Raw genomic sequence first — 24,024 nt, forward strand, 5'->3', positions numbered from 1 at the left:
TATACCCAATGGAAACTCTTCTTCGCCAAAAGGTGTGCAAAATTACGAAGCTTTTTTGAATTTACAAAACTATTTTTGAGGGAATTAGAAAGAAAAATTACTTATATCAACTTGATTTTTTTAAAATTATAAACTAATCATTAAAACTAGTAAAACATGAAGCCATTAATCCAAATAAATTATTTGTAACTAAATCTTATAAATAAAACTTTCATTAGGCGAAATTTTCACAACAAACTTACCTACTCCATTCTCAATAATCAATTCAGTTGTACTTTTCCCGTATAATTGATCTTTTAATTGATATTTTCCGTCTTTCAAATTCATTTTTTTCACCACATCTGCCGGAATCATCACATCACATTGAACGGGTGTGTTTTGATTAAAATTAGTGACAATCACTAACTTCTCTTCCTCGCTCCATCGCACAAACGAATACAATCCGAAATCATAGCCTAAACCGGCTTCTAAATTGGCGTCCTGAATTTGTTCATAATCACCCATCAACGCACTACTTTTCAGCGTAAAGTTCAACAAGCGTTTATAAAAATCACGTAATTCTTTTTCTTCTTTGGATAATTGTCCGCCGTCAAATTTTCCGCCATTCATCCAACGTTGATGATGCGGAACTCCCACATAATCAAAAATAGAGGTTCGAGATTGTTTACCAAAACCGGCATCAATCGCACCCGGTTCTCCCACTTCCTGACCAAAATAAATCATGGTTGGCGACGAACTGATGGTTGCCGAAACTACCATTAACGGCATTCCTTTTTTTGCATCACCGGCAAATTGCGGACTCGCTAAACGTTGTTCGTCGTGGTTATCTAAAAAGTGAAGCATGTGGTGTTCAATATCTTTCAAGTCTTCTTGAATACCGGAAATGTGTTTCGGTAAGCCACGACCTTGCACAATATTTTTCAAGGTATCATACATTTGTACTTTGTCATACAAATAATCCATTTTTCCTAAACGAATGTAATTTCTGTATTCCGCCGGATTGTATACTTCTGCCAACAAAAAAGCATTTGGATTCTTCATTTTGATGGAAGAATTCATATAACTCCAAAACTCTACCGGTACCATTTCGGCCATATCATATCGGAAACCATCTACTCCTTTTTCTATCCAATAATGGGTGATGTCTTTGAATTTTTTCCAAGAATCCGGCACATCTTTTCCTTTCCAAAAATCAGCATGAGCTTTATAATCTTTTTTGTCGTAACCATCCGGTAACATTGGAAAATCTTTGGTTCCGTCCGGTTTTATACCATAATTAATTTTAACCGTTTCATACCAATCATTAATATCAGGTTTTGCCAAACGTGAACCATTTCCGGTCCACTTTGCCGGAATTTCTTCAAATTTTCCATCGGCTAACGGATGCTTTTCACCACCAAGTGGTTTATAATTGGCATCGGTAGGCACTTCAAATTTTGAATTTGGAATGTAATAGAAATTATTATTTCGTTTGTACTCTACCGTTTTATCATCGTCTGCTCCAAAATCTTTGACCCCTTTTGGATTGGTTTTTCCTTCATAACGACGGGCAATGTGATTGGGCACAATATCTATAACAAGTTTCAAACCGTTTTTATGTGTACGTTCAATCAAGGCTACAAATTCTTCTAGACGTTTTGCGGGATCAACCGCCAAATCAGGGTTTACGTTGTAATAATCTTTTACGGCATATGGCGAACCGGCACGACCTTTTACCACATCCGGATCATCGTTAGAAATTCCGTATTTGGTATAATCACGAACAACTGCGTGATGTGGCACACCGGTGTACCAAATGTGTGTTACGCCTAACTCTTTTATTTCTTGAAGAGCTTTATCTGTAAAATCATTGAACTTCCCAACGCCATTTTCTTCGATGGTTCCCCAAGGTTTATTGGTGGTATTAGTGTTTCCGAATAAACGTGTAAAAACTTGATAAACAACAATTTTATGTTCTGAATTTGTTTCAGAAACCGTATCAGTTTTGGCTTTCATATTTTTTTGTTCGCAAGATAAAGTTGAAAATAAAACAATGGTGCTCAATGCAACCGCAGATTTTTTAAGCATATTTATATCTATTTTAAAGGTCTAAATATACGAAAAATAGTGATTAGTAATTAGTGATTAGCTTCTGTCGTTCAAAATTTTAACTACATCATTCAATTCAAAACCTTTTGCGTTCAATAAAACTAAATAATGAAAAAGTAAATCGGCACTTTCGTTCAAAAATAAAGCATCGTTGGAATCTTTGGCTTCAATAACCATTTCAATCGCCTCCTCACCAACTTTTTGGGCAATTTTATTGATGCCTTTTGCAAATAAAGAAGCGATATAACTTGTTTCTGCAAGGCCATTTTCTTTTCGAAGTTGAATAGTGTTTTCCAAATTAGACAAAAATCCATAATCAGCTTTATTTGGCTGTTTCCAACACGTATCAGCTCCTGTATGGCAAACCGAACCGGTTGGATGTACTTGAATTAAAAGTGTATCGTTATCGCAATCCGCATCGATTGAAACAAGATTGAGAAAATTGCCGCTTTCTTCACCTTTGGTCCATAACCGGTCTTTTGTCCGACTGAAAAAAGTGACTTTCTGAGTTAAAATCGTTTGCTGATACGCTTCTTCGTTCATGTAGCCCAACATTAAAACCGTTTTGGTTGTGGCATCTTGAATAATCGCTGGAATTAAGTTATCAGGATTTTTATTGAAATTTAAATTTTTTTTAAACATATAAGTCGTATAAGTTATTTACTATTTTCATTGATTTTTAAAAGGTCATAAAAGTGTTAATTTAACTTCTATAATCTGATAGGAATGTTTTTATTTTTTAGAAATTGTTTTAGTTCAAGGATTGATATTTCATCGTAATGAAAAACGCTGGCCGCCAGAGCAGCATCGGCATTTCCCAAAGAAAATGCTTCTTCAAAATGGTTCATCATTCCTGCTCCACCCGAAGCAATTATGGGTACATTTACCGTTTTAGATAATTGAGCTAAAGCCGAATTAGCAAAACCATTTTTTGTTCCGTCGTTGTTCATCGAAGTGAATAGAATTTCACCAGCCCCAAGTTGTTCCACTTCTTTTGCCCAGTCGAATAAATCCAACTCGGTGGCGACTTTTCCCCCAACCAAATGTACTTTCCAATTTTCATTGATTAATTTCGCATCGATGGCAACAACAACGCACTGACTTCCAAAATTTTTAGCAATTTCTGAAATCAATTTCGGATTATTAACGGCTGATGAATTGATGGAAATTTTATCCGCTCCGTTTTTCAATAATACTTCTACATCATTTACTGATGAAATTCCGCCACCCACCGTAAACGGAATATTGATGGTTTGAGCTACTTTTTGAACGAGTTGAACCAAGGTTTTTCTGCGTTCTTCTGTAGCAGAAATATCCAAGAAAACCAATTCATCTGCTCCCTCTAAACAATATTTTAAAGCTAATTCAACAGGATCACCCGCGTCTCTTAAGTCTAAAAAATTGATGCCTTTTACGGTTCGTCCGTTTTTGATGTCGAGGCAGGGGATTATTCTTTTTGTAAGCATTTGATAGTATTAAGATTGGAGTATTAAGTATTAAGACTTTGTGATGAAATTTTCCAATTGTTTTAATGAAATTCGGTTTTCATAAATCGCTTTTCCGATAATGACACCGTGACAACCTATTTCAGCTAATTTTGGTAATTCTATGAATGTTGAAATTCCGCCGGATGCAATTAATTTGATAGTTTTTACTTCCGATAAAATTGTTTTATACAGCTCAAAACTTGGTCCTTCTAACATGCCGTCTTTTGCAATATCAGTACAAATAACCGATTGAATTCCTTTGGTTTGATAGTGTTGAATAAATGGAATGAGTTCTTCTGAACTTTCTTCCTGCCAACCTGAAACAGCAATTTTTCCATTCGATACATCGGCACCGAGAATGATTTTTTCAGGACCAAAACGTTGAATCCATTCTTCAAATAATAACGGATTTTTGACAGCAATACTACCACCGGTGATTTGATTGGCACCGCATTCAAAAGCAATTTCAACATCTTTGTTGGTTTTTAATCCGCCTCCAAAATCAATTTTCAATTCAGTATTCGAAACTATTTGTTCCAAAATTTTATAATTGATAATTTGTCCTGCTTTTGCTCCGTCTAAATCGACTAAGTGTAAATTCATGATACCATGAGCTTCAAATGATTTGGCGACTTCTATTGGATTTTCATTGTATATTTTTTGAGTAGTATAATCGCCTTTGGTTAACCGGACACATTTTCCGTTGATAATGTCGATGGCTGGGATGATTTTCATTTTTGATTATTTTTTTTTGAACACAGATTGATATAATTTGAGAAATTTTTAAAATTTTATTATTTCTTAAATCTGTGTTCACATTAAAGATTTAAAAAATTTTTGAGTATTTGTTCTCCTATAATTCCACTTTTTTCAGGGTGAAATTGTACGCCGTAGAAATTATAACGTTGTAAGGCCGAACTGTATTCTGTTTCATAATTTGTTATTGCAATTGTATTTTCAGATAAAGGAGCATAAAAACTATGTACTAAATACAAGTATTCATTTCCATTTATTCCTTGAAATAAAGGAGATTGCAAATTATAAATAGTGTTCCAACCCATCTGCGGTACTTTAACTTCATTGGAAAATCGAATAACATCGGTATCAAAAATTCCTAAACCTTTGGTATTACCTTCTTCTGAGTGATTACACATCAATTGCATTCCCAAACAAATTCCAAGTACCGGTTGCTTCAATGTTGGAATCAATTCATCCAAACCAGTATTTTTTAATTTTTTCATTGCCGAACTAGCTTCACCAACGCCCGGAAATATCACTTTATCGGCAGAACTAATTTCATCTGCATTGTTTGTCAAAATCCCTTCAAAACCTAATCGGTTCAAGGCAAATTGAATACTTTGTATGTTTCCGGCACCGTAGTCTATTATGGTTATTTTCATTTTTTTAAAATTAGTCACAGTTTTCAGTCACAGTTTTCAGCTGCAGTGCTAGACTGCCTACTGAGACTGAGACTGAATACTTTATAACATTCCTTTAGTTGTAGGTAAAATCATTTTCTCTACATCTCTTTTAACCGCTGCTTTGATTGCTTTCGCGAAAGCTTTAAAAATCGCTTCAATTTTATGGTGTTCGTTAAAACCTTCCGCCTTGATGTTTAAATTGGCTTTTGCACCATCAGCAAATGATTTGAAGAAGTGAAAAAACATTTCGGTTGGCATATCCCCAATTTTTTCCCGTTTAAAAGGAGCTTGCCACATTAACCACGATCGACCGCCGAAATCGATGGCTACTTGTGCCAAACAATCGTCCATCGGTAAACAAAATCCGTAACGTTCGATGCCTAATTTATCACCTAACGCTTTCGAAAAAACTTCGCCTAAGGTAATAGCTGTGTCTTCAATCGTGTGGTGTTCATCCACTTGCAAATCGCCTTTGACTTGAATATCCAAATCCATTTGACCGTGACGGGATAATTGATCCAGCATATGATCAAAAAAGGCCAATCCGGTTTGAATGTTACTTTTTCCGGTTCCGTCTAAATTTAACGTGATGGCAATTTCAGTTTCATTCGTTTTGCGATAGACTGAAGCCGTTCGGTTTTCCAATTTCAAAAGGTCATAAATTTGTTTCCAATCATTGGTTTCTAAGGCAATAATTGAATTCAAATCTTCTCGTTTAACAGATATTTCATTCGTACCCAAATTGGTATTATCATTAATGAAAATCGCTTTTGATCCGAGGTTTTTCGCTAATTCAACATCAGTTAAGCGGTCACCGATAACGAATGAATTTTCTAAATCATAGTCCGACGAAAGATACTTTTGCAACATTCCGATTCCTGGTTTTCGGGTGGAAGCATTTTCCTGTGGAAACGTTTTATCAATTAATACATCATCAAAAACAACTCCTTCATTTTCAAATGTTTTTAGAATGAAATTATGCACCGGCCAAAATGTTTCTTCAGGAAAACTTGCCGTTCCTAAACCATCTTGATTGGTGACCATGACCAATTTAAAATCCAATTCGGTTGCAATTTTGCTTAAATAGGTTAATGATTTTGGATAGAAAGTCACTTTTACAAAGGCATCAATTTGCTCATCTGCTGGTTCTTTTATAATGGTTCCGTCTCGATCGATAAATAAAATTTTTTGTGCCATTTTATAATGATTTTAAGGTGGTGATTAATTGAACATTTTCCTCTTTTGTTCCAATGGTTATGCGAAGACAATTTTCACATAAAGGCTGATTACTTCTGTTTCGAACTACGATTCCTGCCTGAATTAATTGGTTATATCGCAAGTTTGCATCATCTACTCTTATCAAAATAAAATTAGTATCCGAAGCAAATACCTGCTCAATACAGTTCACCTCTTGAAGTGATTTCAGAAGGCTTTCTCTCTCTGATATTATCTTTTTTATTTGAGCAACCAACGTGTTTTGTGTCAATTTTTTCATCGCAATTTCTTGAGAAGAAGTATTTAAATTATAAGGTGGTTTGATTTTGTTTAAAATTTCAACAATTTCCTCCAAAGCATACAAAATTCCCACCCGAAGTCCGGCCAAACCATAGGCTTTTGACAAGGTTTGAGTAATGACCAAATTGGGAAAATCATTCAGCTCTGACAACCAACTTGCTTTGGAAGAAAAATCAATGTAGGCTTCATCCAAAACAACTAAACCATTGAAATTTCTCAACAAATACAAAATACGTTCATCTGAAAAGGAGTTGCCGGTTGGGTTATTGGGCGAACACAAAAAGATGATTTTGGTGTTTTTTGAAACATTTTTCAAAATTTCCTCAACATTAGGTTCAAAATCTGTAGTTAACAAAACTCTTCTGTTTTCAATGGCATTCAAATCAGCTAAAACGCCATACATTCCATACGTTGGTGGCAACGTGATGACATTGTCTTGATTAGGTTCGCAAAAGGCACGAAAGAGCAAATCAAGCACTTCGTCACTTCCATTTCCCAACAAAATTTGATTGATGGACACTTTCTTTTGTTGTGCCAAAATTGTTTTCAAAAGCTTTTGCTGCGGATCTGGGTAGCGATTATAGCCATTGGAAAACGGATTTTCATTGGCATCCAAAAAAACCATATTCGTTTCAAATTCCTTGAATTCATCGCGTGCAGAAGAATAGGATTGCATATTGAAAATATTGTTTCGAACAAGACTCTGAATCGAAAACGAACTATTTATTGCTGTATTTTTATTCATTATTTAAAGCATTTAGTCGTAAGGTAATTGCGTTTTTATGGGCTTGCAAACCCTCAGCTTCCGCCATAATTTCGATGGCATTTCCAATGTTTTTTAAACCGTGCTCAGCAATTTTTTGAAACGTAATGGCTTTTGAAAAACTATCTAAATTTACACCGGAATAATTCTTTGAAAATCCGTTTGTTGGCAACGTATGATTGGTTCCAGAAGCATAATCGCCAGCACTTTCAGGAGTGAAATTGCCAATAAACACTGAACCGGCATTTTGGATTCCATCAATAAAAAAAGTCTCGTTTTTGGAACAAATAATCAAATGTTCAGGGGCATATTCGTTAATAAATGCCAAGGCATCGTTTTCCTTTTTGATCAAAATCAATTTAGAGTTTTCGATGGCTTTTTGAGCAATTTCTTTACGAGGTAAAACTTGAATTTGGTTTTCAATTTCATTTTCTACTTCATCAATTATTTTTTGAGAATTGGAAACCAAAATTACTTGACTATCGGTTCCGTGTTCGGCTTGACTTAATAAATCGGAAGCAACAAAAGCGGGAATCGATGAATCATCTGCATAAACTAACAATTCACTAGGTCCGGCCGGCATATCGATAGCTGTATCGAATTGCGTAGCTACTTGCTTCGCCACCGTAACATATTGATTACCTGGTCCGAAAATTTTATAGACTTTTGGAATCGATGCTGTACCAAATGTCAGAGCCGCAATCGCTTGTATTCCACCAACTTTAAAGATATTCGTTACACCACATAAATGGGCCGCATACAAAATAGCGGGATTTATTTTTCCGTTTTTATCAGGTGGTGAACATAAAATGATTTCTTCGCAACCGGCAATTTTAGCGGGAATGGCCAACATCAACACGGTTGAAAATAACGGAGCCGTTCCGCCCGGAATGTATAAACCGACTTTTTGAATGGGACGTTTTTCTTGCCAACATACAACACCTTCAGTGGTTTCCACTTCAATTTTATTCGTTTTTTGGGCTGAATGAAATTTATAAATATTCGATTTTGCTAAAGCGATGGCATGTTTCAAATCTTCTGAAATTTGTTTTTCAGCTTCTTTAATTTCATTTTCAGCAACCAAAAAAGTATCTAACTTAATTCCGTCAAACAAAGATGTATATTTGGCAACTGCATTATCTCCTTTGGTCTGAATTTCTTTAAAAATGGCTTTTACGGTTTCTTCGATTTCGGCGAATGATTGAGTGGGGCGTTGGGATAACGATGACCATTGGGATTGGGGTGGGTTTTTATATTTTTTCATTTGACTTTAACATTAAGGTATTAAGGGGGTTTTCATTAAGATTCATTAAGACTAATTACTATTCACTAATTACTAATCACTTTTTCACAAAACCATCTTCTCAATCGGGCAAACCAAAATACCTTCTGCTCCGGCGGATTTGAGTTGATCGATGACTTCCCAAAAAGTGTCTTCTTCGATGACAGAATGAAGACTGCTCCACCCGGATTCGGCTAAAGGCATAATGGTTGGACTTTTCAAAACCGGAAGAATTTGGCTGACCTGTTGAATTTTATCATTCGGTACATTCATCAAAATGTATTTTGATTTTCCGGCTTTGAGTACGGATTGAATGCGAAATCGAAGTTTATTTAAAATTTGTTGGTTTTCAGTTGAAATAGTTGGAGAAACGGCTAAAACGGCTTCGCTTTTCAGAATCACTTCTACTTCTTTCAAATTGTTTTTAAATAAGGTGCTTCCGCTGGAAACAATATCTACAATGGCATCTGATAAACCGATATTGGGAGCAATTTCAACCGAACCGGAAATCTGGTGAATGTCGATGGAAACATTTTTCGACTTAAAAAAATTCAGCACTGTTGTTGGATACGATGTCGCCACTCGTAAATTATTTAAATCTTGAATCGAATTGTATTCGAATGATTTAGGAACGGCAACAGAAACACGGCATTTAGAAAAGCCTAATTTCTCTGCAACGGTGATGTTTTGACCTTTTTCAACCAAGAGATTATCGCCTACAATGGCAACATCTACCACACCATCCAATAAATATTGCGGAATGTCTGAATTCCGTAAAAACAATACTTCCAAAGGAAAGTTAGTCGCTTCTGCTTTGAGTTGGTCGTTGCCGTTGTTAATGGAAATCCCGCAATCTTTCAGCATTTGAAGACTTTCTTCGTTGAGTCTTCCTGATTTTTGAATCGCAATTTTTAAGGTGTTCATTTTTAGTTTTTTTAAATGAATGCACCAAAAGGGTGAGTAACAAAAAACCCGTTTGATACACTCAAACGGGTTTTAGATATATGGATTAATTACATAGCATCATTACTTCGCTTGAGCGGAGGTGTGATGATGATGATGTAATTGAATGGTAAACATTTTGTTATTTTTTGATGTTGCAAATGTAATGACTTAAAATGTTAGAAAACAAAAAATTTAGAAACTTTGTGATTTGTTGAACTATAATTGCTCGAACTATTAAAACTAAATTAATTTTTATTCAAATACTCAATAGCTCTTTCAAGCACTTCGTCGTAACCGTTTTTAACACCTTCGATGGTCGGTTTTACTACTATATCAGGAACAATTCCGATTCGTTGCGTTTCTCTACCGTCTGGATAATAAACCCCTATACCACTAATCATGGTTGAAATTCCTCCCGGAAGCGAAATAATAGAAACATTTCCATCTGATCCCGCAGTTGTTGAGCCCATAATAATAGCATTTGGTGATTGTTGATAGGCCATTGCATGAAATTCAGCCCTACTTTGAGTTATTTCATTAACTAAAATTACAACTTTTCCTTGATAATTTTTATCTTTTTTGTTTGGAACACTATAAGTAGTATAAAAAGAAAACATTCCCGGATGTTTCAAACTACCTTTAGTAAACTTAACAAACTTGCTTTTTTTGTAAACAAGATAACTACCTAATATATACATTGCATTGTGATCAGAGGGATAATTTCGTAAATCCAAAATTAATCCTTTTGAGTTTTTAAATTGCTCCCACAATTCAGGTAAAAAATCTTTTTTAACTGTTCCAAGGTTAATGTATGCAATATCTTTTTCAACAAATTTGAAAGAAGGGTTATGGCTCTGATAAAAATTATAAATGTCAATTTTATCTGATGAATAGGTGGCTATTTTTCGTTGAGATTTTACTCCATCTCTAATGTATTCGATTGATAATTCATCGTCATTTGTTCGCAGAACTAAATTAGCAATGTCTCTTAATTTTGTTGGATAATTGGAAGCAGGAGTTCTATCTATTTGTTCCTTCACAAATTCTTCTATTGTTTTTTGATTCACGGATGCAATTACATCACCAACTTTCAATCCTGATTCTTTACCTAATTCATCATCATAAAATTGGGTAACAACTGCTTTTTCTTCAATAAACTTAATTTCTGCCGCAGCAAATTTTGAACCATAAAAATTATTTAAAACTTCATTTCCTTCCCAAACATTAGCATGCGTATCATGAATTCTAGCTACTATTTCTAAAATAGTTAATGTATATTCTGTTTCATCTTTTGCTTGAATAAACTTGGGAATAAATTCTTCTAATACCATTTTCCAATCTTCTTCAATTAAATTTTTGTATGGAAAAAAATACTGAATCATATTCCAATAGCGAAATAAAGTCAACAAACGAAAGCCTGTATCAGGATAAACCATTTTTGCATAAGCGTTTTCATTTTTAAAATCGGGATTATTAACTCCCGAATGAAATGCTAAATAGTAATGATTATTTGTTCGTTTTGCTATTTTTACTTTGTTTAGTAAAGTTGTTAATTTACTTGAAAAATTGGAAGTTGTAATCCAAGCTAAATCGGGTTGAATTTTGATTTCGTCCTTTGATTGTTTAAAAGTTGTTGTTTTAAAATCACCTAAACTTGAAATCCAAGTAGAAAAAATTTCATCTCGTTCGTTAATTGATTTTGCAGATATTATTTTTGGCATAATTCGGAATAACTCATAATCCCAATTTAAATCACCCGATGCAACTTTTGGATGATGGTATTTTAAAAATCCCCAAATCAACCCAAGCATTTTAAGATTTGAAATATGAGTAGATGTATAATCAAACGTTGTTATTTTTGAACTTTCATCAAATTCTTTATCTAACTGAGCTGGAAAGACCTCTTTGAAATATGGTTTTATTTTTTGAATTTCTTTTCCATCAATTGTAACTTTCAAATCGTCTAACCACATTTTTCCTTTACCCACCAGCAAGCCTCCGACATAAATTTTGTCGGTTTTATCAGGATACAACGGTAATTTAATTTCATATTTAGTCCATTCAGTTGTTCCAACAATTCCTTTTTTATTCATATTATCAAAACCTAAGCTTGGATCAATCTGCATCCATAATCCGGCATGACCTTCGGAAACATTTTCTGTTTTAATGAATCCGCTTAGCGTGATTGATTTTCCTTTGTAATTGTCCGGTAATGTAAATGCCCATGCTTTGAAACCAAGGTTCCCGTCAGTGTAAGATAATGAAACTGAATATTTTCCACTTTTAACATCCAAAGAATCTAAAGCCTTTTGATATGTTTCATTTCCAAAGTTTTCCCAACCCTTTGGATTTCCATTTTCTATTGTTTCAAAATCAAAATTTAATACTGACTTGGTTGGTTGTTTCTGAGCGAAAATTGCAGTTGAAAACGATAGAAACAAAATTGAAAACAGGTAACTTTTTTTCATAAATAACATTGTTTAGTCTTTTAAAAATGATAATTTCATTCACTCATTAAAAAATCAATACTGAATGATTATTATTCTCATGTGGTAAATGAAATAAATTATCTTACAAAGTAAAAAGTGATTAACAAAAGTTTATGTCATTTTGTGCTTTATAAATCTATTTTAAAAACAAAAAACCGTCTGAAATTCAAACGGTTTAGACTAACTATGTTTATTTAGAAGTTACTGATTCCCCAAAATAATAGGCATTCCGTCTTTACCGGAACCGATAACAATGACTTTTGAATTTTGAGATTTTGATAACTCTAAAGTCGCTTGAATACCTTTTTCTTGAAGAATTTTATCCGTTAATGAAGCACTTAAAATTTGATTAGCTCGGGCTTTTCCTTCGGCTTCAATACGTTGACGTTCCGCTTCTTTTTGGGCTTTTTCCAAACGGAATTCGTATTCTAAACTTTCCTGTTCTTGTTTTAATTTGGTTTCGATGGCGGATTTTATAGTCGCCGGCAAAGTAACGTCACGCACCAACACTTCATTCAATTGTACATATTGTCCGGCCAAAATCTTTTTGGTTTCTGTAAAAATTTCGTCTTGAATGGCATCGCGTTTAGTAGAATACAATTGTTCGGGTGTATAACGACCAACCACACTTCTGGCAGCAGAACGGATGGCAGGACGAATGACTCTTTCAATGTAGTTCTCTCCTTTTTCTTGGTGCAATTTACCTGTATTTTCGTATTGCGGATGAAACCAAGCGGTAGCATCTAATTTGATTTCCAAACCATTTGATGATAATACTTGCATTTCTTCAGAAAGTTCTTGTTGTCTCACTTCGTATACAAATACATCATTCCATGGAGCTACTAAATGAAAACCTTCTCCCAAAGGCGATTCATCCGTTACAACCCCGCCGCCAAACGTTTTATATAAAACACCGGCTTGTCCAGAGCCAATCGTAATGGTTGATTTTGCTATAAAAATGATAAGAAAGATAATCCCAATAATCATTGGAATTAACTTAAAATTGAATGGTTTATTCATAAAAAAAGTGTTTTGGTTTACTTTTTATACGCAGAAAAAGAAAGAAAGTTACAATTGAAAGTTCAATTAATGATCATCGTTGTGATGCTCCGAATGTTCAATTTCATTAGTTTGATTAGTAGCAACTTCACGAATTTCCGTATGTCGGATTTCACCACCGGAAGTTCCCACAAACTTAGAAAATACTACTCCCGCAACGGCTAATAAAAGTACAATATAAGAAACCAAACTTGCTTTTGCATGCTTTTTGCTATTGGCAACTAATCCTGCTATTGATAGTAATCCTAAAGCATACAACACTTTCATATACTTTTCTGCTAATTCTTCATGTTCGTGAATGATGTCGTGAGAAATACCTAATTCTTCTACAATTTCCTCAGCACCTTCGCCGGTCATCATGGTGGCTTTGGCCATAATCATGCAAAAAATAAACATGATATAAGCCGTGTTGATTAGAATGGTTTGTTTTTTTAGGATACCATAGAGTAAAATTGCGGTTCCGAAAAATAATCCGATAATGGGAAAATGGTTAAAAACCATGTGCAAATGAGCTTGATTCATGAGAAAAATTTTAATTGGTTAGTTCATAGACACCTTTGGTTAGTATTTTTGAATTTTGGTTAACGTTTTGATTGAGTTTAATTTCTGTAAATTTTTCAGTTACTTCGCCAATTTCAATCAACGTTTTTCTAAACAAATAGTGGTCTTGATTTTGTTGCCCTAAAAGTACAAAATATTTATTATCCTCTTTGAAAATAGCGTCTTTTGGCACACTCCATCCTTTTTTTGTGGCCGTAACAATTTTGGCTTCTACAAACATGCCTGAAAGTAATTTTTCTTTTTGTACTTTCTGTAAAGTTCCATACACCGAAATACTTCTGTCTTCATTTTCAATGGATTTACCTACTGTTTGAACGGTAGAATAAAATTGTTCTTTACTGGCTTGCGGAATAGAAAAACGAATTTTTTGTCCTTGTTGGATGGTTAAAATATCACTTTCAAAAATAGTCAGGTTTACCATTAAATGATCGGTATTCACTATTTCCATCATCACATCGGATGGAGATATAAACATCCCGACATTAGCATTCATTTTTGTGACATCACCTGTAATTGGGGAAGTTAACGTAATGAGAGAAGTGAATTTTCCTCTTTCTACATTTGCAGGATTTATATTTAACAACAATAATTTTTCGCGTAAACCTTGATACATTCCTTTCGCCTGACGGTAATCACTTTCTGCTTTTAAATAATTCTTTTGAGAAGTAATTTTTTCCTCAAATAATGTTTTTTGACGCTCGTATTCTGATTTTAGGTAATTGATTTGCTCAGCCACTTCCACATAATCTTTTTGCAAATCCAAGTATTCTGTATTTTCAAGGGTAATTAAAGCTTGACCTTTGGTTACTTTATCTCCAATTAACAAGGATGTTGATTTTACGTAACCACCCACAAACGGAGAAATTTTGGCTTTGTATTGCGGTGGTACATCAATTTTTCCTGAAGCTTGAACAACAACGTCAAAATCTTGTTCCACCGGAGAACTAATTTCCATTTTACTTGCTTCAAATTGTTGTGGAGTGACGGTAATTAACCCGTCTTCCATTGTCTTTTCTTCTTTTACTTCTTGTTTACAAGAAAGTAAAAATGATGCCATTGTGAGAGCTATAATTGTATTTTTCATTTTATTGATTATTGAAGTATTGAATATCGAGTTGTGTTTGATTGTATTGATTGACCGCCGATAAGTAATCAACTTGAATTGAGGTGGCATTTTCTAAACTCATGATGTATTGAAAGAAATCAATTTCACCCTGTTGATAGCTTAGGTTGGCTACTTTTATGATTTCCTCAGCTACTTTTTTACCAAATTGAGTATAATAATCAATGGCTTGCAAATGCTGTTCTAATTCATTTTGCTTCTGAGTAAAATGCGATGCTATTTTAATCGTTTCATGTTGTTTTTGTTGTTCCCAAGCTTGTGCTTCTAACTTCGCCACTTTTGATTTGGCAAGGTTTCCGTTGAATAAAATTGGAACAGCAATACCTACTTGAAAACCATATAATGATTGCGATAAACCGTTATTTTTTCCCTGAAAATATTCCAAATTCAAATCGGGTAACCAATTTTGTTTCTGCAATTTTTCATTGGTTTGGTATTTTTTAGAAACACTTTCCAAATAAGCCTGATAAAGTCCTTGACTTTTGGATTGTTGAAGTTCAATCATCGGTACGATTGTATTGGATTGAACAACTATTTGTTCCTCAGTCTGCACAAACGATTGAAGTAGTTGAAGTTGTGCCTTTTTTTCTTTTTCCAATTGAGTAAGCTTTGTTTGGATTTGCCTGAACTTCGCTTCCGCAGTTATTTTTTCTAAATAATTGGTTTCACCCAATTCAAAACGACGGTTACTGGCTTTGGAAAAATTTTGGTACAAGCTATCCAAATAACGATACAGTTTTTCTTGGTGTTGAATATAAACGATTTGATGATATACTTTGGAAATGTTGTTTTGCAATTCATTTTTTTGCAATTCAAATGAGGCTTTTTGAATCTCGGATTCTGATTGCATTACCTTTCTTTGAGCTCCATAAACAGTAGGAAATGCAAATGATTGCTGCACACCAAAAACCTTTAAGGGAAGATTATTTAATGCTAAATTATTTTGATCATAACTGTAGTAAAGGGTTGTTTTATCAAAACTATAAGCCGTTTGAATGGCAGCATTTGCTTTATCAATTTGTAATTTTCCTGATTTTAAGGCCGCATTATTTTGAAATGCTCTTGCCATAATTGAATCTAACTCTGAAGGATTTTGCTGAGCGAATCCTACACCTGTAAAAAGGAAAAATACCAAACAATACGTTCCACTAACATGCTTTTTGAATTTCGGTTTTTTAAATTCTTTTTCGTAAAAAATTTTAAATAATAACGGTAGAACGATCATGGTTAATAAAGTAGCCGTAAACAAACCACCAATCACAACTGTTGCTAATGGGCGTTGTACTTCTGCTCCGGCACCGGAGGAAATTGCCATTGGCAAAAATCCTAAAGCGGCGGCCGCTGCGGTCAATATAACCGGACGTAATCGGTCGCTTGTTCCTTTCAGAATTAATTCATTCATGTCTTTCATTCCGTAGTGTTTTAGTTCTTTAAAATGTTCGATTAACACAATTCCATTCAGTACAGCAATTCCGAAAAGAGCAATAAATCCAACACCGGCAGATATACTAAAGGGTAAATCTCTCAACCATAGGAACAAAACACCACCCACAGCCGATAATGGAATAGCTGAATACACCATCAATGCTTCTTTAATGGATCCAAAAGCAAAATGCAACAACACAAATATTAAAAACAAAGCAATTGGAACAGCAATTAACAGTCTTGCTTTGGCACTTTCTAAATTTTCAAATTGACCACCATAAGTGATTCGGTAACCGGAAGGTAACGTGACTTTGGACTCAATTTGTTTTTTTACATCTTCAACCACACTTTGTAAATCTCTGTTTCTGACATTGATTCCCACCACAATGCGACGATTGGTATTGTCACGTGAAATTTTGGCCGGACCTTCTGTATAAGTAATATTAGCCAATTCTCGCAAAGGAATTTGGTCGCCATTAGGAGTTGACACAAATAAATTTTGAATGTCTTCAATATCCGTTCTGTTTTGTTTGTCTAGACGAATGACCAAATCAAATCGTTTTTCACCTTCAAAAACATTACCAACTGTTTTTCCGGCAAAGCCTAAAGCAATCATTTCATTCAAATCGGCAATGTTCAATCCGTATCGGGCAATTTTCGTTCGGTCATATTGCACAAACATTTGGGGTAAACCTTCTGTTTTTTCAATGATGACATCAGAAGCACCTTCTACATTTTTAATTGCTTTCTCAATTTCATGTGCTTTTTTGGCTAAAACGTCTAAGTCATCACCAAAAATTTTAATAGCCACATCAGACCGTGAACCGGAAATTAATTCGTTGAACCGCATTTCAATGGGTTGAGTGAATTCGATTTCCATGTTTGGGATTTGTGCTTCCAAAGCGGTTTTAATTTTATCCGCTAATTCGTCTTTTGAAGTTGCAGAAACCCATTCTGATTTTGGTTTTAATTTGACAATAATATCACTTTCTTCCATACTCATTGGATCAGTTGGTACTTCTGCCGCCCCTATTCTACTGACAACTTGCGAAACTTCAGAGAAGTTTTTTAAAATAATGGATTCAATTTGGGTTGTCGTTTCGATTGTTTTAGACAATGAAGTTCCGGTTTTTAAAACAGGTTGAATGACAAAATCGCCTTCATCCAATTGCGGAATAAACTCTCCACCCATGGTTGAAAATAATACGATGGCAAAAAACAATAAACTTACTGCTCCTACTAAAACTTTTTTGGCATTAACTAAAGACCATTTCATGACCGGTAAATACCAACTGTTCAACTGATTAATTAATCGATTAGAAATTGAATTGGGATTTTCTTCTTTCGGTTTTAAAAACAAAGAAGCAGCCACCGGTACATATGTAAAACAAAGCAACATGGCACCCAACAAGGCAAAACTGAACGTCATAGCCATGGGTTTAAACATTTTACCTTCCACTCCGGAAAGGGATAAAATAGGAATGAAAACGATGAGAATAATTAACTGACCAAATACGGCAGAATTCATCATTTTGGAAGCACTTTTATACGTTATTTGGTCTATTTCCATCTGACGTTCTTCTTTAGCTAAACCTACTAAATGTTTGGATTTATGTGCAATTTGGAAGGCAATAAACTCAACAATAATGACCGCACCGTCAATGATGATTCCGAAATCGATAGCTCCTAAACTCATTAAATTAGCATCGATTCCGAAAATATTCATAAAAGAAATAGCAAAAAGTAAACAAAGTGGAATAACAGAGGCCACAACTAAACCTGAACGCCAATTTCCCAACAATAAAACCACGACAAAAATGACAATTAAACAACCTAAAATCAGGTTCTCTGCCACAGTGAATGTTGTTTTCCCTACCAATTCACTTCGTTCTAAAAACCCATTGATATAAACCCCTTCGGGGAGCGTTTTTTCAATTTCAGTGACACGGTGTTTGACGTCTTCAATGACTTGCTTGGAATTAGCTCCTTTGAGCATCATGACTTGACCGAGTACTTTTTCACCTTCACCATTACCGGTTATCGCTCCAAAACGATTGGCATGCCCAAATTGAACTTTACCAATATTTTTTAAATAAATTGGCGTACCGGAATCATTTTTGATGACAATATTTTCAATGTCGTCTATTGAATTAATCTTGCCTTCACCACGAATAAAATAACTTTGATTGGTTTTTTCAATATAGGAACCTCCGGCAATACTATTGTTTTTTTCTAAAGCGGTAATAACATCCGAAACAGCAATATTCATCGCTTTCAAACTGGATGTGTTGATGGCCAATTCGTATTGTTTTAAATAACCACCCCATGTATTGATTTCTACAACGCCTTTAATTCCGGATAATTGGCGTTTAACCACCCAATCTTGAATAGTGCGTAAATCGGTGATAGAATAACGGTCTTTAAATTCCGGTTGTACCTCCAACGTATATTGATATACTTCACCTAAGCCGGTTGTTATGGGTCCCATTTCAGGCGTTCCAAAACCTTGTGGGATTTTTTCAGAGGCGGTTTTTATTTTTTCGGCAATCAATTGGCGAGGTAAATACGTTCCAATTTCATCTTCAAAAACGATGGTTACGACAGATAATCCAAATTTAGAAATGGAACGAATTTCGGTCACGCCCGGTAAATTGGCCATTTCCAATTCCACCGGATAGGTAATATATTGTTCAATATCTTGTGTGGAAAGATTTCTTGAAGTGGTAATCACTTGTACTTGATTGTTGGTGACATCCGGCACCGCTCCAATTGATATTTGGAAAACAGAGAACAATCCAAATCCTAAAATACCCAATGTAAACAGGAGAATTATTAGTTTATTTTTTAAACTAAAAGCAATTATTTTTTCTAACATTTTTTGATATAATTAAACTAAACAAATAGTATTTATTTGATAAACAAACAAATACATCAAATCAATTTTGATTTTTAATACAAAATGTTAGTTTATTTTTGGCGGAAGCCAAATGGAGGAAAGTAAATTTGATTTAAAAGTAGAAGAGTAACCAACTATTTTTTTTCTTGGATAGAAAAAGGTAATAGTTTCAAATAGGTTATTTTCAATTAATGTGAAATATACTATTGATGTTGAATTTTCTAACGTCTTATAAGGTAAATCGTGGTGTTCTTCATGACTGTGCTCTGCATTGTTAGAATAATGCAGTTTTATAAAATCAATAAATGAAATGGAAGTATCAGTGGATTCACTTTTATGTTCGTTGTAATGCTCAATTAGGTTTGGAATTTTGAATAATTGCCCTATCGATGTGTTGGCACACATAAAAACCAATAAAAGAAAGATGGCAATTAATTTATTCATTATCAGTTTGTAATGCTTTAAATACAATACAAATATAGTGAATAAAAACGATGTTTTGCTTAAGAACTACTTAATGTTAAAACACTATCTAACTTTCATTTTTCCATTTTTAAAGCGTTCACTTGCTATTTGATAATAGGAAATAGTTTTGTTTCTTAGGGAATCGTTTATGATTTTTTTTGGTTCTAAAACTTTATTATTTGAGTTCCAATGGTATTGAATTACTTTTTTTCGGTCATTGATTTCGGTAAATGTAGTTCCTTCTAATAGTCCTAATGTTCTGTAATTGCCCATAAAAGCTCTTTCATCAGAAGAATTCATCTTAGAGATATCTTTCCCAAAAAAACTCGAATTATACTTCCAATTCAAATAACCAAAAAGTGTAGGCATTACATCAATTTGGGAAACTAATTTGTCTATTTTTTCATTTTTTTGATTCAAATTATAGATTATTGCCGGAATATGATGTTTATCAACATTAATTTCCCATTTACCGGCACTACTGGCACAATGATCAGCAACAATAACAAAAACAGTATTGGAAAACCATTTTTTTGTTTTAGCTTGTTTGATAAATTGTCCTAATGCAAAGTCAGTATATTTTACAGCGGCTTCTCTATTTCCCTGTTTTAAATTAATTTTATTATCAGGAAAAGTATAAGGTTTATGATTGGAAGTTGTCATAATAAATTGAAAAAAAGGATGATTGGAAGCAGATTCTAAATCAGCCTTTTTAAGAGATTGATAGTATATGTCTTCATCACAAATTCCCCATGCATTTTCAAAGGTTACTTCGCTATCAGGAATAGATGTTCTTTTAGTTGTAATTTCGTCAGATAATGGATTTCCCCTATCTCTGTCATTGATGTCAAATCCTTGACCGCCAAAAAAAGTGTTCATGTTGTCAAAATAACCATCACCTCCATAAATAAAATCGAGTTGGTAGCCTTTTTGTTTTAATACGGTTGCAACGGAAAATAAATTATCATTATTTTGTCTTCTCACGATGCTATTTCCCGGGGTTGGTGGAACACACAGCGTTAAAGCTTCCATACCACGAACAGTTCTTGTTCCTGTTGCATACATGTTTTTGAATAAAATTCCTTCATTCGCAAGTTGATCAATTGTTGTTGTTAATTGTTCTGAATTTCCAAATTCTTTTAAAAAATCAGCACTTAAACTTTCTATACAAATCAATATAATATTTGGTTTTATATCGTCAGTTCCTTCAATAACTCTTGATATATCATCATATTTTTTGGAAGTAAATTTTTCACCGGAAGACAATAAATCTGTTTTAACGATTTGATATGCCAATTTTTTGTCTAATTTGACATAAAACAAATCATAATCCAATTCATTAGAACGGTAAGCGGCAAAAAAAGAAAACACACCATTTTTTGAAAGTTCATTTTCATAAGTATTTGTGCTCCATTCTGCTGATTTGTTTTCTACGATTGTTAACAAACTGATTTCTATAAGAATAAAAACAAAAAAGATTGAAAATCGATTTGAAAATTTTGGCTTTGAACTAAATAGTTGCTGAAAAATTTTATGCTTTCTCAAAAAATAAAAAATGATCAAAATAATACTAAGCAAAATTAAAAGTATAACCGGTATGGGAAAGGATTGATTAATGTTTGCTACCACTTCATACGTATAAATTAAATAATCTACCGCTATAAAATTAAATCTTGTATTAAATTCATCCCAAAAAGGAAACTCAGCAAAAAATGAGAACAAAACAATAAAAAACAATAACGATAGTATAAAATAATTTAAGATAATATCAAATGTAGTACCAATCCACTTTGAAGGAAAAAATGTTAAATATAAAATATAGACACTTAAAAATGAAATCCCAACAGTACAGTCAAATAAAAATCCTTTTCCAAAAATTTTAACGGCAGAATAAATTGATAATTCTAATTTATCAATTGATATTACTGCTAAAATTGTTCTCACAAAAGTTGCTAGAATTAAGTAGCCAATAAAAAAATAAATGGCAACCAGGTATCGTTGATATAATAATTTAAAATTCATAACTATAAATAAGAATAATAGGTTATGGAAAGTATAACAATAGAAATTAGAACAGCAAAAGATACTGCTCCGGCTGCAATATCTTTTATGAAACCAATTTTAGGATGATAATCAGGATGTACAAAATCACAAAGTTTTTCTACGGCTGTGTTTAAACTTTCTATTGCCAAGATAAATGCCATACAAAACAATTGAATAATCCAATCTAATTTGGATAAATCAATGTAAAAACCAATTGCAATTAATAGTAGGGAAAGTAAACTTTGAGTAATAATAGAATGCTCTGTTTTTACTAATAAAAACATGCCGTATAAAGCAAATTTCAGGCTTTTTATTCGTCCGATTACAAATGATTTCATACTATTTTTTTAATCAAATGTATGGTGGTAAGCCCAGAAAATGCTTAGGAATTACTTAATAGAAAATTAAGATTTAATTAAAATGAAGTAGAAAAGTTGTACTGTTATTTAACTTGCTTTTGACAACAATTTTTATATTTAATATATCACATAAACGTTTTACGATTGAAAGTCCTATCCCATTTCCTTTGATGGAAGGATATTCAGTACTATGCAAGCGATAAAAGGGTAAAAATATTTTCTCCATATTTTCATCAGAAATTCCTATACCTGAATCTTCTATTGAAAGTAAAATATGACCGGATGCTGATGACAATTTAATTGTAATATGACCATTATGCTTATTATACTTTATTGCATTGGAAATTAAATTCTCTATAATAATAGATAAGAGGTAATTATCTGATTCCACATAAATATCGTCATCAAAATGTGTAATGACAGTAATTTTTTTGGCTTCAATTTTATCTGAATAACGAGATAGTGTATCTAAAACCAAAGCGTTTAAATACACAATCTCTTTTTTGCTATTACTTTTTTGATTTTCAAATCGGGCTAATAATAACAATTGATCCACCATAGTATTCAATCGATCTATTTCATCAATACAAAATCGAATTTTCTCTTTGTATTCCGCTTCATTTCTCGGTTTTCGAATCAATACTTCCATGGTTCCCTTTATCACTGCTAAAGGCGTTCTCAATTCATGCGAAGCATCAGATGTAAATTGTTTTTCTCTATCTACCGCATTTTCAATTCGGTTTAAAAGGCTATTTATATTTTCAGATAAAACAAATAATTCATCTTTATTTTGGGGTAATGGAATGCGTGTTTTTAAATTGTCTTTAGTGATTTGATTTGAGGTTTCAATTATTGTTTGAACAGGTTTAATACTTCTTCCGGCAAAAAATCGGGCCATCAAAAACAATAAAAAAAGAATTAAGGGAAAAGTAATCAGCAGAATATTTTTTAAAATCAATACAATTTCAAAATCTTCCATTGACATGGCAACAACAATAAAACCAACCACTTTATTTTGATTGAGAATTGGTCTTTGAATTTGTCTGATAGGAATGGAATTCAATTCAGAATTTACAAAAACATCATTCTTTGAACGATCAAAAAGTACCAAATCAATTTCTTTCAAATTGGGAGACTTATCAATTGTTTCTCCATTGTTATCATAAAACTGAACAAAAACCGGATTAACACTGATAGAATTATGCTCCCTTGCTTTCCATTGATCCACCTGAATGAGATAAGTTTCATTTTCATCCGTTGTGACATCATCCAAGTGTTTTATTAATTCTTCGTAGACTTCGTCATTAATGTGCTCATTTACACTAAATTTTACCACTTGAAAAATGGCTATAAAGACAAGAGCAATAAATACTGCACTACTAACGATATAGTTAAAGGCAATTCTGTTTTTAAAAGAAAAATTAAAATATTTAATCATTTGCAATATAGCCTACTCCACGAATAGTCTTGATGAGTTCCTGTTCTTTTGTTAGGTTTAACTTCTTTCGAATGGCATTCATAAATACATCAATTACTCCCGTATCATATTCAAAATGAATGTCCCAAACATCTTCAATAATATTGGTTCTGGTGCATACATGACCTTTATTTTTAATAAGATAGGCCAATAATTCAAACTCTCGTTGTGTCAAATTTACTTCTTTTTTATCAACAAAAACTTGAAAAGTATTTTTATCCAGAACAATATTGCCTAACGTTAGGACTTTATTTTCGTTTTTATTTCTGAAATGAATTTTAATACGCTCCAACAATTCTTCAAAAGAAAATGGTTTTTTAATATAATCATTGGCTCCGGCTTTTAACCCTTCAATGGTTTCTTGGATAGTATCTTTTGCGGTTAAAAAAAGAATTGGGGTTGATTTATCATTTTTTCGGATTGCTTGGCAAACTTCTAAACCTGATAATTTGGGCAACATCCAATCTAACAGAATTAAATCCGGTTGTTCAGATTGTGCTTTATGTAAACCTGCCTGACCATCCATTGCCAGGGAAACATCATAATTCTCCTCTTCAAGTCCTTGCTTTAAAAAAGATGCGATTCCGGATTCGTCTTCTATTATTAATATTTTCATTTCATAAAAT

19 protein-coding genes are annotated in these 24,024 nt (G+C 33.3%); all 19 read right to left on the reverse strand.

Annotation, left to right across the window (positions count from 1 at the left end; translation table 11 throughout):
* Positions 1-189 precede the first annotated feature (189 nt).
* A complete protein-coding gene (locus tag EQG68_RS13960) occupies positions 190-2,067 on the reverse strand; it encodes an alpha-amylase family protein (protein WP_129465505.1) in 1,878 nt (625 codons plus the stop codon).
* Positions 2,068-2,124: 57 nt separating this feature from the next.
* Complete coding sequence (gene hisIE, locus EQG68_RS13965) at positions 2,125-2,730, reverse strand: bifunctional phosphoribosyl-AMP cyclohydrolase/phosphoribosyl-ATP diphosphatase HisIE (RefSeq protein ID WP_129465506.1); 606 nt, start codon at positions 2,728-2,730, stop codon at positions 2,125-2,127.
* Between the two features lie 68 nt (positions 2,731-2,798).
* Positions 2,799-3,554 carry an imidazole glycerol phosphate synthase subunit HisF gene (gene hisF / locus EQG68_RS13970; RefSeq protein WP_129465507.1) on the reverse strand — a complete coding sequence of 252 codons (756 nt, stop codon included), beginning with the start codon at positions 3,552-3,554 and terminating at the stop codon, positions 2,799-2,801.
* Positions 3,555-3,584: 30 nt separating this feature from the next.
* Positions 3,585-4,310, reverse strand: a complete 726-nt coding sequence (gene hisA / locus EQG68_RS13975) for a 1-(5-phosphoribosyl)-5-[(5-phosphoribosylamino)methylideneamino]imidazole-4-carboxamide isomerase (RefSeq protein ID WP_129465508.1) — start codon at positions 4,308-4,310, stop codon at positions 3,585-3,587.
* Positions 4,311-4,393: 83 nt separating this feature from the next.
* On the reverse strand, positions 4,394-4,975 hold the full coding sequence (hisH, locus tag EQG68_RS13980; protein ID WP_129465509.1) for an imidazole glycerol phosphate synthase subunit HisH: 582 nt from the start codon (positions 4,973-4,975) through the stop codon (positions 4,394-4,396).
* A gap of 81 nt (positions 4,976-5,056) precedes the next feature.
* Complete coding sequence (gene hisB, locus EQG68_RS13985; RefSeq protein WP_129465510.1) at positions 5,057-6,193, reverse strand: bifunctional histidinol-phosphatase/imidazoleglycerol-phosphate dehydratase HisB; 1,137 nt, start codon at positions 6,191-6,193, stop codon at positions 5,057-5,059.
* Position 6,194: 1 nt separating this feature from the next.
* Positions 6,195-7,256, reverse strand: a complete 1,062-nt coding sequence (gene hisC / locus EQG68_RS13990; protein WP_129465511.1) for a histidinol-phosphate transaminase — start codon at positions 7,254-7,256, stop codon at positions 6,195-6,197.
* On the reverse strand, positions 7,249-8,538 hold the full coding sequence (gene hisD, locus EQG68_RS13995) for a histidinol dehydrogenase (protein ID WP_129465512.1): 1,290 nt from the start codon (positions 8,536-8,538) through the stop codon (positions 7,249-7,251). Before hisD ends, hisC begins: the two co-directional genes overlap by 8 nt.
* A gap of 84 nt (positions 8,539-8,622) precedes the next feature.
* A complete protein-coding gene (hisG, locus tag EQG68_RS14000) occupies positions 8,623-9,480 on the reverse strand; it encodes an ATP phosphoribosyltransferase (RefSeq protein WP_129465513.1) in 858 nt (285 codons plus the stop codon).
* Between the two features lie 266 nt (positions 9,481-9,746).
* Positions 9,747-11,969 carry a S41 family peptidase gene (locus tag EQG68_RS14005; RefSeq protein WP_164975466.1) on the reverse strand — a complete coding sequence of 741 codons (2,223 nt, stop codon included), beginning with the start codon at positions 11,967-11,969 and terminating at the stop codon, positions 9,747-9,749.
* 222 nt (positions 11,970-12,191) lie between these two features.
* Positions 12,192-13,010 carry a prohibitin family protein gene (locus tag EQG68_RS14010; RefSeq protein ID WP_187347469.1) on the reverse strand — a complete coding sequence of 273 codons (819 nt, stop codon included), beginning with the start codon at positions 13,008-13,010 and terminating at the stop codon, positions 12,192-12,194.
* Positions 13,011-13,076: 66 nt separating this feature from the next.
* Entirely contained in the window at positions 13,077-13,571 is a 495-nt protein-coding gene (locus tag EQG68_RS14015; protein WP_129465515.1) for a hypothetical protein, read from the reverse strand.
* Between the two features lie 10 nt (positions 13,572-13,581).
* Positions 13,582-14,694 carry an efflux RND transporter periplasmic adaptor subunit gene (locus EQG68_RS14020; protein WP_129465516.1) on the reverse strand — a complete coding sequence of 371 codons (1,113 nt, stop codon included), beginning with the start codon at positions 14,692-14,694 and terminating at the stop codon, positions 13,582-13,584.
* Position 14,695: 1 nt separating this feature from the next.
* The gene (locus EQG68_RS14025) at positions 14,696-19,033 is read right to left on the reverse strand and encodes a CusA/CzcA family heavy metal efflux RND transporter (RefSeq protein WP_129465517.1); all 4,338 of its coding nucleotides are present in this window, start codon (positions 19,031-19,033) and stop codon (positions 14,696-14,698) included.
* Between the two features lie 87 nt (positions 19,034-19,120).
* Complete coding sequence (locus EQG68_RS14030) at positions 19,121-19,498, reverse strand: hypothetical protein (RefSeq protein WP_129465518.1); 378 nt, start codon at positions 19,496-19,498, stop codon at positions 19,121-19,123.
* 84 nt (positions 19,499-19,582) lie between these two features.
* Positions 19,583-21,541 (reverse strand): LTA synthase family protein, encoded by a 1,959-nt coding sequence (locus EQG68_RS14035; RefSeq protein ID WP_129465519.1) that lies wholly within the window; start codon positions 21,539-21,541, stop codon positions 19,583-19,585.
* A 2-nt stretch (positions 21,542-21,543) separates the two neighbouring features.
* Positions 21,544-21,900, reverse strand: a complete 357-nt coding sequence (locus tag EQG68_RS14040; protein ID WP_129465520.1) for a diacylglycerol kinase family protein — start codon at positions 21,898-21,900, stop codon at positions 21,544-21,546.
* A 73-nt stretch (positions 21,901-21,973) separates the two neighbouring features.
* Positions 21,974-23,359 (reverse strand): sensor histidine kinase, encoded by a 1,386-nt coding sequence (locus tag EQG68_RS14045; RefSeq protein ID WP_129465521.1) that lies wholly within the window; start codon positions 23,357-23,359, stop codon positions 21,974-21,976.
* Positions 23,352-24,014 carry a response regulator transcription factor gene (locus tag EQG68_RS14050; protein WP_129465522.1) on the reverse strand — a complete coding sequence of 221 codons (663 nt, stop codon included), beginning with the start codon at positions 24,012-24,014 and terminating at the stop codon, positions 23,352-23,354. Before EQG68_RS14050 ends, EQG68_RS14045 begins: the two co-directional genes overlap by 8 nt.
* Positions 24,015-24,024 lie beyond the last annotated feature (10 nt).

It is taken from the genome of Flavobacterium piscinae (genome assembly GCF_004122145.1).
In the GTDB taxonomy this organism is placed as follows: Bacteria; Bacteroidota; Bacteroidia; order Flavobacteriales; family Flavobacteriaceae; genus Flavobacterium; species Flavobacterium piscinae.

What these genes read in the sequence shown, in the direction of transcription:
- EQG68_RS14005 (WP_164975466.1), bottom strand. Translation starts at nt 11,969, where the DNA reads ATGAAAAAAAGTTACCTGTTTTCAATTTTGTTTCTATCGTTTTCAACT.
- hisG (WP_129465513.1), bottom strand. Translation starts at nt 9,480, where the DNA reads ATGAACACCTTAAAAATTGCGATTCAAAAATCAGGAAGACTCAACGAA.
- hisH (WP_129465509.1), bottom strand. Translation starts at nt 4,975, where the DNA reads ATGAAAATAACCATAATAGACTACGGTGCCGGAAACATACAAAGTATT.
- EQG68_RS14035 (WP_129465519.1), bottom strand. Translation starts at nt 21,541, where the DNA reads ATGAATTTTAAATTATTATATCAACGATACCTGGTTGCCATTTATTTT.
- EQG68_RS14040 (WP_129465520.1), bottom strand. Translation starts at nt 21,900, where the DNA reads ATGAAATCATTTGTAATCGGACGAATAAAAAGCCTGAAATTTGCTTTA.
- EQG68_RS14020 (WP_129465516.1), bottom strand. Translation starts at nt 14,694, where the DNA reads ATGAAAAATACAATTATAGCTCTCACAATGGCATCATTTTTACTTTCT.
- hisD (WP_129465512.1), bottom strand. Translation starts at nt 8,538, where the DNA reads ATGAAAAAATATAAAAACCCACCCCAATCCCAATGGTCATCGTTATCC.
- EQG68_RS14045 (WP_129465521.1), bottom strand. Translation starts at nt 23,359, where the DNA reads ATGATTAAATATTTTAATTTTTCTTTTAAAAACAGAATTGCCTTTAAC.
- EQG68_RS13960 (WP_129465505.1), bottom strand. Translation starts at nt 2,067, where the DNA reads ATGCTTAAAAAATCTGCGGTTGCATTGAGCACCATTGTTTTATTTTCA.
- hisB (WP_129465510.1), bottom strand. Translation starts at nt 6,193, where the DNA reads ATGGCACAAAAAATTTTATTTATCGATCGAGACGGAACCATTATAAAA.
- EQG68_RS14030 (WP_129465518.1), bottom strand. Translation starts at nt 19,498, where the DNA reads ATGAATAAATTAATTGCCATCTTTCTTTTATTGGTTTTTATGTGTGCC.
- hisF (WP_129465507.1), bottom strand. Translation starts at nt 3,554, where the DNA reads ATGCTTACAAAAAGAATAATCCCCTGCCTCGACATCAAAAACGGACGA.
- hisC (WP_129465511.1), bottom strand. Translation starts at nt 7,256, where the DNA reads ATGAATAAAAATACAGCAATAAATAGTTCGTTTTCGATTCAGAGTCTT.
- EQG68_RS14010 (WP_187347469.1), bottom strand. Translation starts at nt 13,010, where the DNA reads ATGAATAAACCATTCAATTTTAAGTTAATTCCAATGATTATTGGGATT.
- EQG68_RS14050 (WP_129465522.1), bottom strand. Translation starts at nt 24,014, where the DNA reads ATGAAAATATTAATAATAGAAGACGAATCCGGAATCGCATCTTTTTTA.
- EQG68_RS14015 (WP_129465515.1), bottom strand. Translation starts at nt 13,571, where the DNA reads ATGAATCAAGCTCATTTGCACATGGTTTTTAACCATTTTCCCATTATC.
- hisA (WP_129465508.1), bottom strand. Translation starts at nt 4,310, where the DNA reads ATGAAAATCATCCCAGCCATCGACATTATCAACGGAAAATGTGTCCGG.
- hisIE (WP_129465506.1), bottom strand. Translation starts at nt 2,730, where the DNA reads ATGTTTAAAAAAAATTTAAATTTCAATAAAAATCCTGATAACTTAATT.
- EQG68_RS14025 (WP_129465517.1), bottom strand. Translation starts at nt 19,033, where the DNA reads ATGTTAGAAAAAATAATTGCTTTTAGTTTAAAAAATAAACTAATAATT.